We start from the raw sequence: 12,642 nt of genomic DNA, 5'->3' as shown, positions 1-12,642 counted from the left end.
GATAAGGAAGTGACACCATTGCCAGCATCGACGCAACAGAAGCCAGTCATGCTCATCGTCCTTGACGGATGGGGCCTGCGGGAAGAGGTGGAAGGGAACACCCTGAAGGTCGCCAACCTGCCCAACTATCAACGCCTATGGGAGACCTATCCCCATACGGCCATCCAAGCCTCCGGCGAGTATGTGGGCCTGCCGAAAGGGCAGATCGGCAATTCCGAAGTGGGGCACCTGAATATCGGCGCTGGTCGCGTCGTCTACCAGGAATTGACGCGCATCTCCAAGGCGGTGGAGACGGGCGATTTGGCCAAGAACCGGGTCATTGGGGATACGATGGATCGACTGAAGGGGACGGACAAGGCCCTGCACCTGATGGGGCTCCTCTCCGACGGCGGCGTGCACAGCCACATCGACCACCTCTTTGCTCTTTTAGATATGGCTGTGGCGCGAGGCGTCGAGCGGATCTTTGTTCACGCCTTTTTGGATGGCCGTGATGTGCCGCCGGCCAACGCCAAAGAGTATATCGACGCCCTGGAAAAGAAACTGGAACAGCTCGGCCGCGGGCAGTTGGCCACCGTGAGCGGCCGGTACTACGCGATGGATCGGGATCAACGGTGGGATCGCCTGCAAAAGGCTTGGGACGCTATGGTTCATGGTTGCGGAGAGAAGGCGACCTTGGGCGCCGCCGCTGTGGAGGCTGCCTACCATGCCCGCGTGACCGATGAGTTCGTGCCGCCGACGGTGATCGTCGACGGCCAGGGCGAGCCCAGGGGCACCGTCGGCGACGGCGACTCGGTGCTGTTTTTCAACTTCCGGGCCGACCGGGCCCGTCAGTTGACACGGGCCTTTGTGGATGCCGATTTCGCCGGTTTTGACCGCGGTCCCCAGGCGCCGCAGGTGCACTTCTGTTGCCTGACCCAGTATGACGTTACCATTGACGCGCCGGTCGCTTTTTTGCCCCAAAACCTGGAGAACACCTTCGGCCAGGTGATCGCCAAAGCCGGGCTGCGGCAGTTGCGCATCGCCGAGACAGAGAAGTACGCCCATGTGACCTTCTTCTTCAACGGCGGCGTAGAGGAGCCGAATCCAGGCGAGGAGCGCATCCTTGTGCCGTCGCCGAAAGTGGCGACGTACAACCTCCAGCCGGAGATGAGCGCCGGGCAGGTGACCGAAAAGGTGCTGGCCGAGATCGAGGCGGAGAAATACGACGTGATCATCCTCAACTTCGCCAATCCCGATATGGTGGGGCACACCGGGATGATGCCGGCGGCGATCCAAGCGGTCGAGGCGGTCGATCAGTGCCTGGGCCGCGTTGTGCCGGCGGTGCTGGCCAAAGGCGGCGCGTTAGTGATCACGGCGGATCACGGCAATGTGGAGATGATGATCGACCCCAACGACGGCGGGCCCCATACGGCCCATACGACCGATCTGGTGCCGGTCATGCTCGTCAGTGACCGCCATAAAGACCGGCGACTGCGCGCTGCAGGCGCCCTTGAGGATATCGCGCCGACGCTGCTGGGCCTGCTTGGCGTGCAGCCGCCGCCGGAGATGACAGGGAAGTCCCTGATCTCGTAGGGTTGGGTCCATTGGCCTGTTCGCTACGAGCTTCGCAGCTGCTCGCTTGATGGCTTGCCCAACCGGAAACGAGTCTATAATTGCAAGACAAAAATGTACACAATAACCAAAGAATCAATACGTATTGGAGGAATCGATTCATGTCTGTTATCGCTGAAATTTATGCTCGTGAGATTCTGGATTCCCGTGGGAACCCGACCGTTGAGGTTGATGTGGTCTTGGAAGACGGGACGCTGGGTCGGGCAGCCGTGCCGTCGGGCGCGTCCACAGGCGCTTATGAAGCGGTGGAACTGCGCGACGACGACAAAGGGCGGTACTTGGGCAAGGGCGTACAGAACGCTGTCGACAATGTGAACCTGGAGATCGCGCCGGAACTGATCGGCTGGGACGTGACCCGGCAGATGGACATCGACCAGCGGATGATCGAACTGGACGGCACGCCGAATAAGGGCCGCCTCGGGGCGAACGCCATCCTGGGCGTCTCCATGGCTTGCGCCAAAGCGGCTGCGCAGTATGTCGGCCTCCCCCTCTACCAGTACCTCGGCGGTGTCTTCGCCCGGGAACTGCCTGTTCCGATGATGAACATCCTCAACGGCGGCAAACATGCCGACAACAACGTGGATATCCAGGAATTCATGGTCATGCCCATCGGCGCGGCGAGTTTCTCCGAGGGCCTGCGCATGGGCGTCGAAGTCTTCCATGCCCTCAAAAAAGTGCTCAAGGGCAAGGGGATGAACACGGCTGTTGGTGATGAAGGCGGTTTTGCCCCCAACCTGTCCTCCAATGAAGAAGCGCTGCAGGTGATCATCGAGGCGATCAAAGCGGCCGGTTACAACCCGGGGACAGAGATCCTGCTGGCCGTTGACGCTGCCGCTTCCGAGATGTTCAAGGACGGCAAGTACCACCTGGAAGGGGAGGGCAAGGTTAAGTCTTCCGCCGAGATGGTCGACTACTGGGAAGACTTGGTTAACCGCTACCCCATCGTTTCGATTGAGGACGGCCTGAACGAGGATGATTGGGAAGGCTGGAAGCTGCTCACCGATCGCCTCGGCAAGCGGGTGCAACTGGTCGGCGACGACCTCTTTGTCACCAATACGGAGAAGCTGGAAAAGGGCATTGAAACCGGCGTCGGCAACTCCATTCTGATCAAGGTCAACCAAATCGGCTCGATCACGGAAACGCTGGCGGCGATCGAAATGGCGCGCCGGGCCGGCTACACGACGGTCATCTCCCACCGCTCCGGTGAGACGGAAGACGCCACCATCGCCGATCTGGCTGTCGCCGTCAACGCCGGCCAGATCAAGACGGGCGCTCCTTCCCGCACGGACCGGGTCGCCAAGTACAACCAACTGCTGCGGATCGAAGAGGAACTGGACGAACGCGCTCTCTATCGCGGCAAGAAGACCTTTTTCAACCTGGAGCGCCGGTAAGAATCGACGCGGAACGGTTGCCATCAACATCCGTCCATGGTATGTATTGCATTTGACTGGGGTAAAATAGGGCTACGGGATCCGGGTTACCGACCCGGATCCCCTTCTCTTTCTTACAAGACGATTCATGAAGGTGAGGTTGCTGCATTGCAAACAATCTCACGATCAAGCCCGCTGCCTTGTCTTTATCTGGTGGACGTGCTAAAATTCTTATGTTAAAAATGCCAGGAGTAAAGTAGGGGAGGTGTAATTTTGCAGACATTTATCATTATTATTCATGTCATCGCCAGCCTCGGCTTAATGGCCTCTGTTGTCATGCAGTCCGGAAAAAGCGCGGGACTGTCCGGCGCGATCGCAGGCGGTGCTGAAAGCTTTTTTGGCAAGAAGAAAGGGCTCGATGACCTACTCAGCAAGATGACGATGGTATTTGCCGCTCTTTTCTTGCTTAGCGCCTTGGGGCTGTCCATGGTGGGGTAATCATCTGGGGTTAGCATATTCTGGGGTTACTTGGTAGAGTGTCAAAGAATACGGGAATAACATAAGGAGCGTGAACACTCCGTGAATTACCCGTTGATTGCGGCGGCCACCGGCGTCGTCAGCCTGCTGTTTGCCGCCTATCTGGCCATGAGCGTGTTAAAAGAGGACCAAGGGACTCAGCGCATGAAAGAGATCTCTCAGGCCATTTTTGAAGGGGCCATGGCCTTTCTGAACCGCCAGTACAAGACCCTCATCCCCTTTGCCCTGATCATTTTCGGCGCCCTGCTGGTCGGCAACTGGGGCAACCAGAAGCTCGCCTGGGGGCAGGCCATCTCCTTCCTGGTCGGCGCCGGCTTTTCCGCCGTCGCCGGCTATGTCGGCATGACCATCGCCACCAAGTCCAACGCCCGGACGACGGCTGCGGCCATGCGCGGCCTCAATGAAGCCCTCTCGGTCGCCTTTCGGGGCGGCGCCGTCATGGGCATGTCAGTCGCCGGTCTCGGTCTGCTCGGCGTCTCTGTGCTTTACATCGTCTTCCAGGATGCCGTGATCATCAACTCCTTCGCCTTCGGCGCCTCTGTCATCGCCCTCTTCGCCCGTGTCGGCGGCGGCATCTACACCAAGGCGGCTGATGTGGGCGCCGACCTGGTGGGCAAGGTCGAGGCCGGCATCCCTGAAGATGATCCGCGCAACCCCGCCGTCATCGCTGACAACGTCGGTGACAACGTGGGTGACACGGCTGGTATGGGCGCCGACCTTTACGAATCCTATGCGGCCACGACCATCGCCGCCATGCTGATCGGCGTCACCGTCTTCCCGAACCGGTTGGAGGGGCTCTTTTACCCGCTGCTGATCGGCGCGGCCGGGATCGTCGCCGCCATCATCGCCTCCTTTTTCGTCCGCACCACCGAGGACGGCGATCCGCAGATGGCGTTGAACAAAGGCCTCTGGGGCACCAACCTCCTCACGGCCGTCGCCACCTACTTCATCGCCGCTTCTCTCTTCGAGGGTGTGGGCGTCGCCAATCCGAGCGCCTTTCCCTCTGGTGTGCCCCTGGGCCTGACGATCTCTGTCGTCAGCGGCCTGCTCGTGAACGTGGCCGTCGGTTGGGTCACCGAATACTACACCTCCTACAATTATAAGCCGGCCCAACATATCGCGTCGTCGTCCCTGACTGGACCGGCAACCAACATCATCGCTGGCATCGGCGTCGGTCTCAAGTCGACTGCGTTACCCATCATTGTGATTGTCATTGCGATTGCTGTCTCCTACCATTTCGCCGGCATCTACGGCATCGCCATGGCTGCCATGGGCATGCTCTGCACCGCCGGCATGGTCGTCGCCATCGACTCTTTCGGACCGGTCGCTGACAACGCTGGCGGCATCGCCGAGATGGCCGAACTGGGACCGGAAGTTCGCAAAAAGACGGATAAGCTGGACGCAGTCGGCAACACAACGGCTGCCGTGGCCAAAGGTTTCGCTATCGGATCGGCGGCGTTGACCGCGCTGGCGCTGTTCACCGCTTTTGCCGAAGAAGTGATCAAGTCGCCCGGCGTATCGAAGGCGCTCGCCGGCAGCCACTTCATCCTCAACCTGCTGGAACCGAAGATCATCATCGGCCTCTTCATCGGCGGCACAGTGCCTTTCCTCTTCTGCGCCTTTGCCATGGAAGCCGTCGGCAAGGCTGCCTTTGAGATGATCGGTGAGGTTCGCCGCCAGTTCCGGGAGATCCCCGGCCTGATGGAAGGCAAAGCCAAACCCGACTACGCCCGATGCGTTGACATCTCCACCCAGGCGGCCATCCGCCAGATGATCGCCCCCGGTCTGCTGGCTGTCATCACCCCGCTCATCGTCGGCTTCGGCTTCGGCGCCCAGGCGTTGGGCGGCATGCTGGCCGGCGTGACCGTGGCAGGCGTCCTCCTGGCCATTTTCATGGCCAACGCTGGCGGCGCCTGGGACAACGCCAAGAAGTACATCGAGAGCGGCAAACACGGCGGCAAACGGACAGAAGCCCACGCCGCCGCCGTCATCGGCGACACCGTTGGCGACCCCTTCAAGGATACGGCCGGCCCGTCATTGAACGCGTTAATCAAGGTGACCGGCACCATCTCCCTGATCATCGCCCCCTTCTTGAACCTGTAAGGTATTGATGACCCCTATCGACACCGGGACCGGCGACGGTTCCGGTGTCTTTCAATTCCTCGGACAAAGTGTGGTATAATGGGCCTATCCTATTCTCGAAAGGAGCCCTTGCCGTGTTTAACATCGGCTTTCCCGAACTTGTGCTGATCTTCATCGTCGCCCTCATCGTCCTCGGTCCCAGCAAATTGCCGGAGGTCGGACGGAGCGTGGGCAAGGCGCTCGGCGAATTTCGCCGCGCCACCGAAGGGCTGAAATCACAAATGAATGAAGCCATGGAACCGGTCAAAGACGTAAAAAACACGATCCAGGAAGCGTCTGCTCCTGTCCGGGAAGCCCGCTCAGTGATGACCGACCCCCAAGGGTACGTCGCAGAAAAGGCGAAAGAAACCCTGTTGGGTGAACCAGCGGATAAAAGGGCCGAACAACATGCCCCTGTAAAGGCTACTGCTCCAGTAACTGCACCAGCCGACGCACCGGCCCATGTGGATAAGCCTGTGGGGCAAAAGGACGGAGAGAACCGATGACGCTCAATGTGACCGATGAGGGCATGTGTTTTTGTTGCGGCCGAAACAACCCGATCGGCTTACACCTCTCCTTTGCCTGGGAGAGAGAAGAGTATGTGACCTATTTCACGCCTCAACCGCAGCATCAGAGTTACGCCGGCATCACCCATGGCGGTTTGGTCTCCACGGTGTTGGATGAAGTGATGGGAAGGCAGATGTCTTCGCGGGGGATACCCGCCGTGACGGCTCGGATGGAGGTCCGTTTTCGCCACTCCGTACCGTTAGGCGATCGGGTCCGCGTCGCTGCCCGCATCGTTCGCGAACGGGGAAAGGTGATTGACGCAGCGGCCACAGCGACCCTTTGCGACGGGCGCGTTGCGGCAGAGGCCACCGGACGCTTTCTCATTGTGGAAGGTTCCCTGCCAGCAGCGAAATAGAGAACTGTATGATCAAAACGTTTATCAAAACAGAGAGTTGACGCCAAGTGAAGAGAAAAGAACCGATCAATCATGAATTCTCGGTCAACACTGCCGACGCGCGAAGCGGCGTTGGCCTTGCTCGACCGAACATGAATTGAACACGAAGCAATGGCAACGAACAGTCATGAGAGACGCGGAAAGGAGGGGCTGGAATGGGCGAAGGCCATAAAGTCCTCTGCGAGAACCGGCGCGCTCGCCACGATTTCCATATCGATGAAACCTATGAAGCGGGTATGGCATTAAAAGGGACGGAGATCAAATCGCTCCGGCAAGGGAAAGGCAATCTGAAGGATTCCTTCGCCCGTGTCGAGAACGGGGAAGTTCTCCTCTACAACATGCACATCAGCCCCTTCGAACAAGGCAATATTTATAACCACGAGCCGACGCGCACGCGCAAGCTGCTCCTCAATCGGAGCGAGATCCGCAAACTCAGCGCGGCTACCCATCAAAAAGGCCTGACCCTTGTGCCGTTGCGCATCTATTTAAAACGGGGGTACGCCAAGTTGGAGTTGGCCATCGCTCGCGGGAAAAAACTCTACGACAAACGCGACGATATCGCTCGCCGCGACGCCGAACGAGAGATGGCCCGCGCCATGCGGCAGCGGGAAAAAGGGGAATAAGGGGAAACGAAAAAGCGTTGCCGCAGGCCGGTGGCGCTTTTTTTTGTATCGCAAATCGAAGCAAACTGTGCTGGAATGGAAGAAAAAATGGAATATTCCAGCAGGAAGCCCAGCAGGAAGACGACGGACGATGGCAAATAGATACTTAGATAGGTACATCGTGCGTAGTGACTAAGTAGTGTCGTACCTGCCACGGGAGAACACGAACCGAGGCACTAGGAGATCCGGTGAGCAACCAGCCACGCAAAGAAAGGGTTATCGAACATGAGCACCCGATTGATCCATACGTTAGAAGAAGTCGGCGCGTTGTTGGATATCGGCATCGCGCTGTCGGCGGAAAAAGATCATGACTGTCTGCTCGATCGAATTGTGACAGAAGCGCGCCGGATCACCTCCGCCGATGCAGGGACCCTCTACCTCTGTGAAGGGGACCAACTCGTCTTTAAGATCATCCATAATGAAACCATGAACGTTTTCGCCGGCGGCAAGGGGGAGCCGGTGACACTGCCACCGGTTCCGATGCGACCGGAAAACGTGTCGGCCTATACAGCGCTCAAACGGGAAGTGGTGAACATCGCCGATGTTTACCAGGCGGAGGGCTTTGACTTCTCGGGGCCGAAACGGTATGACCAGATGACCGGCTACCGGACCGGTTCCATGCTGGTGTTGCCGCTGGAGAACCACGAGTCGGACATCATCGGCGTGCTGCAGTTGATCAACGCCAAGGACAGCGAAGGAAAGGTGATCCCTTTCGCCCCCTACTTGGAGAAGGTGGTCACCAGCCTGGCCTCCCAGGCGGCCATCTCTATGACCAACCGCCGTCTCCTAGAGGACATCGAGCAACTGTTCAACTCCTTCGTGGAGGTCATGGCGACCGCCATTGACGCCCAAACCCCCTATAACGCCAACCACACGCGTCGGGTGGCCCAACTGGCGGGAGCGCTGGCTCGGGCCATCAACGAAACGAAGGAAGGCCCTTGGGCGACGGAACTCTTTGATGAGCAGCGGCTAAAGCAATTGATCATGTCGGCCTGGCTTCATGACATCGGCAAGATCACGACGCCCCTGGCGGTGATGAACAAAGCGACCCGTCTCGGGGACCGGCGAGAAATCGTTTTGCTGCGTCTGGATTCCATTGCTTCGGCTCTCCGGCGCGATTACCTGGAGGCGAAGCTGGTCGCTTTGGAGAAGGGTGTCCCGGCCGAACAGGAACGGGTGGAGGCGGAATGGAACGATGCCTGGGCGGAATGGCAGCGGATCCGCGAGATGATTGTGGCGGCTGACGATCCTGCCGGGCGAATCACGCCAGAAATCGTGCAGGTGCTGCAATCGCTGTCTGAACGGACTTACGTGGATGCGGAAGGAAAACGCCAAACCTGGCTGACAGCGGCCGAGGTGGAGGCTCTCAGTGTGTTCCGCGGCACCTTGACCGAGGAGGAGCGGCGGCAGATGGAGGGCCACGTGGAGGTGACCGAGCGCCTCCTGGCCAAGGTCCCTTTTCCACCGAAAATGGCCAACGTCCCCCGCTGGGCGGCCATGCACCATGAACACTTGGATGGAAAAGGCTATCCCCAGCGATTGTCCGGCGACGCCATTCCCGTTGAAGCGCGCATCCTGAGCCTTGTCGATGTCTACGATGCCCTAACGGCGTCGGATCGGCCCTACAAAAAAGCCATGCCCGTCGAAGATGCCCTGCGCATCTTGGGTTTCATGGTCAAAGATGGCAAGCTGGACGAAGGGCTCTTCCGCATTTTCTGTGACCAAAGGGTATGGGAAATGATTGAATAAGATAAGAAACGAAAAAGCACGCAAAAACCCTCCGAAGCGGAGCTCGGAGGGTTTTCCTATGGCCAACTTCTTCCTATACAGTTCGATCGCCGTTGTAAGCGGGAAGGGTGTAGATTTTCACGGGATGAACGAGACCGCGAACGGCCACCTCGCCAATCTCCTCCAGACCAAGTGGGGCCAATTGCTCACGCATAGACGCTGGCTCCGTAAAAACAGTGTCATTTTGGGGCAAAGGGGGAGCCGATGTCTGGCTGGCCTGCGAGGTTGCATCTCCGGTCAATAAATAGCGCACGGTTCGTTCGCTAACGATGATGCGAGATTTGAACTGCTTGTTCATGCTCTCCAACCGAGAAGCCAGGTTGACGTCCTCGCCGATGACGGTGTAGTCCATGCGCTCCTCACTGCCGATGTTGCCGGCCAGGACGGGACCGCTATTGAGACCCACGCCCAGGTCAAAGAGCGGCTCGCCCCGTTCTTTCCACACCACATTCATCTCGACCAGGGCGTCACACATCTCTTTGGAGGCCTCCAGGGCGTGGCGGGCATGTTTCGGATCGGCGATGGGGGCGCCAAAGACGGCCATGATCCCGTCGCCCATGTACTTGTCGAGGGTGCCGCCATGTTTGAAAATGATGCCGGTCATGCGGGTGAAGTATTCGTTCAACCGGGAAACGACCTCTTCCGGCGAGCGGCCTTCACTGTAAGCGGTAAATCCACGAATATCGGAAAAGAGGATCGTCGTGTCGATGCGTTGGCCGCCCAGTTGGATCGAATCCGGATGGGCCAGCAGTTCGTTCACGACCGCTGGCGAGACATAGCGGCCGAAGAGCCCCTTCACTTTCTGGCGCTCCTGTTGTTCGAGAATGAAATTGTAGACAGTGGCTGCCAGGTAGGTAACGGAGCCGGCGATCAAGGGCGCCACGAGATTCAGCCAGTAGTGGCCGCGAATCAGGACGAGTCCGTTGAGGGCGATCCAGCCGGCCGTGAGGGCGAGTTGGGCTGCCAGGCTGTGCCAGGGCTTCCCTTTTAAGCCTAACGCCACGGTGTAGGAAGCGGCGCTGAAGAGGGCGAGCAGGAACAGGTTGAGCGCTTCCGGCGCCCGGTAGTAGTAAGAACGGTTCAAAAAGGTTTCGACGGCGGTGGCGTGCAGCTCCACACCGGGAGTGGGCAGATTGCCGCCGAGCACCAGGTTGCTGCGCGTGAAGGGTGTGTTGTAGATGTCGCCGAGCAGCGGCGATGTGGTGCCGACAAAGACGATCTTGCCGGCAAAGGCCTCCGGTGGCGCCGTTCCGTCCAACACTTGATGGTAGGAGTAGGTGGGGAAGGATTGGGCCGGACCGGCGAAGTTGAGGAGCGGCGTCTTGTTGTTCTCCGTTGGAATGACGAAGTCTCCGGCCTGCACGGTTCCGTCAGGGGCAAGGGTCGCTTTGGTCGGTCCGAGACCCTGGGCGGCCATGGCAGAGGCCAAGGCCAGTGATGGAATGGTCCGGTTTTTATCGACGGTCACCGGCATGGTCCGCCGCACGATGTTGTCTGCTTCTGTGGGGTAGTTGACAAAGCCCATGCTGAAGGCGTTCTTGCGCAAGGCGGGGAGGGGGAGGCGCATCACCTGATAGGTGTCATTGCCCTCCTTTTCAAAGGTAAAAAAGACGGGCAGGACGACATGACCATGGTGTCCGATCGCCTCTGCCAAACGGGTGTCACCCTGCGGGTCGGCTTCGTTGGCAAGGGTAAAATCGAAGGAGACCACCTTCGCCTCGCGCAACCGGTCCAGCAGTTGGGCATGCACTTCCCGGTTCCAGGGCCAGCGTCCGATCTTGGCGATGGAGGCGTCATCGATCCCGACGATGACCACCTCTCCGCTGGTGGCCTGCACACCGCGCACCCGCAGCCACATGTCATAGGCCATTGACTCTAGGGGTTCCCAGAGACCGATGACAGCGGTAAAGGCCATGAGCACGGTAAGACCGAGGGCGATAAGATGGCTACCGGCGCCTTTGGCGGCTTTCAATGCTTCGTGCTCCTTTCTTTGCGCGTCTATCACAGGAAAAACAAGTCACACAGGATAATCATACCATAGGAAAATCGGAAAGACACTGCCGAAAAACCCGGCACACCGGTGATGCAACGACAAGCGCTTCGGCAGGAACGACAAAGCACCGCTTTCAGACCATGGGATCTGAAGCGGTGCTTTGTTTGTTGTGTAACGATTTATTTGCGCCTTGAGAAATGTGGAAATGTTGAGGAGAAAGTGAACGGAATTCCTGACTTCTTTATGACACTCTGTCCGACCCTTTTTTCTCTAGTAGCACTGTTTCCGATCCATAAAGAACTGCACGTCAACAAGCGCCTCGCCAAAGCGCTGGAAGTGAACCACTTCTCGCTCCCGCAGGAATCGGAGGGCGTCCTTGACGCCGGGATCGTCGGTCAGATTGATGAGGTGTTCATAGGTGGCCCGGGCTTTCTCCTCGGCTGCCAGGTCCTCATGGAGGTCCGCCACAGGGTCACCGGTTGCCTGAATGTATGCGGCAGTCCAAGGGACACCGTTGGCGTCCGCATAGTAGAGCGCATTGTCGTGCTGCGCGTAAAAACCTCCGAGACCAACTTCACGCAATTTTTCCGCAGGGACATCCTTGGTCAGTTTGTAAATGAGTGTGGCGATTACTTCCAAGTGTGCCAATTCCTCAGTCCCGATATCGGTGAGAAGACCTGTAGCCTTTTTCGTAGGCATCGAATACCGCTGCGTCAAATACCGCAGAGCCGCAGCCAGTTCGGAATCGGGCCCCCCGTATTGGGCGAAAAGGTATCTGGCCATGCCGATGTCACACCGTTCCACCCGGACCGGGTATTGGAGCTTTTTCTCATAAATCCACATCGCTCGTTCCTACCCTCCCGACTGCATCATCAGTACTCGATTTCCCAAGGCCAGGGCTCTTCGATCCAGTTCCAGGGGTACCGTCCGGGATTATGCCCGCCCGCTGTCAACAGCGCATAGCGATGCTCGTAAGCGTGCTTTAGCTTTTTCAACTCATCGGTAACACGAGTGAAGTCCCGCAAAGCGGCTTTATCGTTGGGGTGGGTGTCCAGAAATAGGTTCAGGTCGACGGCGACAAACTCCAACTCCTGGATGCGCCGGAGCAGTTCTAACTGGTGCCGGTCCATGCGTCAGCCTCCCTCCCCTCTCATCGACGACGCCGATCGTGACAGTAGGGGCGGTAGAGACCGGGGAAAATCGTGCCCTTGCAGAGGGCTTCGGCCGGAGGGTAGAAGGGTGGGCAGTACTGCTGGTAGGGCACATAGGCGCGGGCGAGCTTCCAGCCTGGTTTCATCATCTCCGGCGGGACGGTGGTGGCTGGATCATAGGACTCACAGGGGGCGCAGGGCGCAGGCCGGTGGTCCATCGGTTCACGGGCAATGGGCTCCACAGGCATAGGCACGGGCATCGGTTCACAAGGCATGGGCATTGGCATAGGCTCTAGGGCGATAGGTTCGACCGGCATGGGCATCGGCATCGGACCACAGGGTGGCATGGGTTCGTATTCAACCGGTTCGACTCGTGGTCTGGGCTCAGGCATCCGGCATTCGGGCTTCGGGGGGCAAGGCTTCGGGCGACAGGGGGGACATGGCGGCG

At 58.8% G+C, this 12,642-nt stretch carries 12 protein-coding genes; 8 read left to right on the top strand and 4 right to left on the bottom strand.

Features of this window, described 5'->3' with window-relative positions; all coding sequences use genetic code 11:
• The first annotated feature begins 48 nt into the window (after window positions 1–48).
• The 8 genes from gpmI to GTO89_RS15405 all read left to right on the top strand — a co-directional run bounded on the left by gpmI (window position 49) and on the right by GTO89_RS15405 (window position 9,011).
• Window positions 49–1,572, top strand: coding sequence for a 2,3-bisphosphoglycerate-independent phosphoglycerate mutase (gene gpmI / locus GTO89_RS15440; protein ID WP_211200752.1), 1,524 nt, complete (start codon window positions 49–51; stop codon window positions 1,570–1,572).
• 140 nt (window positions 1,573–1,712) lie between these two features.
• Window positions 1,713–3,002 carry a phosphopyruvate hydratase gene (gene eno / locus GTO89_RS15435; protein ID WP_161262997.1) on the top strand — a complete coding sequence of 430 codons (1,290 nt, stop codon included), beginning with the start codon at window positions 1,713–1,715 and terminating at the stop codon, window positions 3,000–3,002.
• Window positions 3,003–3,254: 252 nt separating this feature from the next.
• Entirely contained in the window at window positions 3,255–3,479 is a 225-nt protein-coding gene (gene secG / locus GTO89_RS15430; protein WP_161262996.1) for a preprotein translocase subunit SecG, read from the top strand.
• An 81-nt stretch (window positions 3,480–3,560) separates the two neighbouring features.
• A complete protein-coding gene (locus tag GTO89_RS15425; RefSeq protein WP_161262995.1) occupies window positions 3,561–5,621 on the top strand; it encodes a sodium-translocating pyrophosphatase in 2,061 nt (686 codons plus the stop codon).
• A 113-nt stretch (window positions 5,622–5,734) separates the two neighbouring features.
• A complete protein-coding gene (tatB, locus tag GTO89_RS17710; RefSeq protein WP_161262994.1) occupies window positions 5,735–6,145 on the top strand; it encodes a Sec-independent protein translocase protein TatB in 411 nt (136 codons plus the stop codon).
• Entirely contained in the window at window positions 6,142–6,561 is a 420-nt protein-coding gene (locus GTO89_RS15415) for a PaaI family thioesterase (RefSeq protein ID WP_161262993.1), read from the top strand. The genes tatB and GTO89_RS15415 overlap by 4 nt, the downstream gene beginning before the upstream one ends.
• Window positions 6,562–6,755: 194 nt before the next feature.
• Complete coding sequence (gene smpB, locus GTO89_RS15410; protein WP_161262992.1) at window positions 6,756–7,223, top strand: SsrA-binding protein SmpB; 468 nt, start codon at window positions 6,756–6,758, stop codon at window positions 7,221–7,223.
• A gap of 264 nt (window positions 7,224–7,487) precedes the next feature.
• Window positions 7,488–9,011 carry an HD domain-containing phosphohydrolase gene (locus GTO89_RS15405; RefSeq protein ID WP_161262991.1) on the top strand — a complete coding sequence of 508 codons (1,524 nt, stop codon included), beginning with the start codon at window positions 7,488–7,490 and terminating at the stop codon, window positions 9,009–9,011.
• Window positions 9,012–9,084: 73 nt separating this feature from the next.
• Here the strand turns inward: GTO89_RS15405 and GTO89_RS15400 are convergent, their stop codons facing one another.
• The 4 genes from GTO89_RS15400 to GTO89_RS15385 all read right to left on the bottom strand — a co-directional run bounded on the left by GTO89_RS15400 (window position 9,085) and on the right by GTO89_RS15385 (window position 12,475).
• Window positions 9,085–11,022: a CHASE2 domain-containing protein gene (locus GTO89_RS15400; RefSeq protein WP_161262990.1), complete on the bottom strand. Its 1,938-nt coding sequence runs from the start codon at window positions 11,020–11,022 to the stop codon at window positions 9,085–9,087.
• 291 nt (window positions 11,023–11,313) lie between these two features.
• Window positions 11,314–11,886, bottom strand: a complete 573-nt coding sequence (locus tag GTO89_RS15395; protein WP_161262989.1) for a manganese catalase family protein — start codon at window positions 11,884–11,886, stop codon at window positions 11,314–11,316.
• A 29-nt stretch (window positions 11,887–11,915) separates the two neighbouring features.
• Window positions 11,916–12,173 (bottom strand): spore coat protein CotJB, encoded by a 258-nt coding sequence (locus GTO89_RS15390; RefSeq protein WP_161262988.1) that lies wholly within the window; start codon window positions 12,171–12,173, stop codon window positions 11,916–11,918.
• Window positions 12,174–12,193: 20 nt separating this feature from the next.
• A complete protein-coding gene (locus GTO89_RS15385; protein ID WP_161262987.1) occupies window positions 12,194–12,475 on the bottom strand; it encodes a spore coat associated protein CotJA in 282 nt (93 codons plus the stop codon).
• Between the last annotated feature and the right edge of the window lie 167 nt (window positions 12,476–12,642).

Source organism: Heliomicrobium gestii, from assembly GCF_009877435.1.
GTDB lineage: Bacteria > Bacillota > Desulfitobacteriia > Heliobacteriales > Heliobacteriaceae > Heliomicrobium > Heliomicrobium gestii.
The sequence above is the reverse complement of the archived record's forward strand: the minus strand, read 5'-3'. Positions and strand labels throughout refer to the sequence as shown.

Excerpts from the sequence above, each read along its gene's own strand:
- GTO89_RS15395 (WP_161262989.1), bottom strand. The coding sequence starts at position 11,886 with ATGTGGATTTATGAGAAAAAGCTCCAATACCCGGTCCGGGTGGAACGG.
- smpB (WP_161262992.1), top strand. The coding sequence starts at position 6,756 with ATGGGCGAAGGCCATAAAGTCCTCTGCGAGAACCGGCGCGCTCGCCAC.
- GTO89_RS15415 (WP_161262993.1), top strand. The coding sequence starts at position 6,142 with ATGACGCTCAATGTGACCGATGAGGGCATGTGTTTTTGTTGCGGCCGA.
- GTO89_RS15390 (WP_161262988.1), bottom strand. The coding sequence starts at position 12,173 with ATGGACCGGCACCAGTTAGAACTGCTCCGGCGCATCCAGGAGTTGGAG.
- eno (WP_161262997.1), top strand. The coding sequence starts at position 1,713 with ATGTCTGTTATCGCTGAAATTTATGCTCGTGAGATTCTGGATTCCCGT.
- GTO89_RS15405 (WP_161262991.1), top strand. The coding sequence starts at position 7,488 with ATGAGCACCCGATTGATCCATACGTTAGAAGAAGTCGGCGCGTTGTTG.
- gpmI (WP_211200752.1), top strand. The coding sequence starts at position 49 with ATGCTCATCGTCCTTGACGGATGGGGCCTGCGGGAAGAGGTGGAAGGG.
- GTO89_RS15385 (WP_161262987.1), bottom strand. The coding sequence starts at position 12,475 with ATGCCCATGCCTTGTGAACCGATGCCCGTGCCTATGCCTGTGGAGCCC.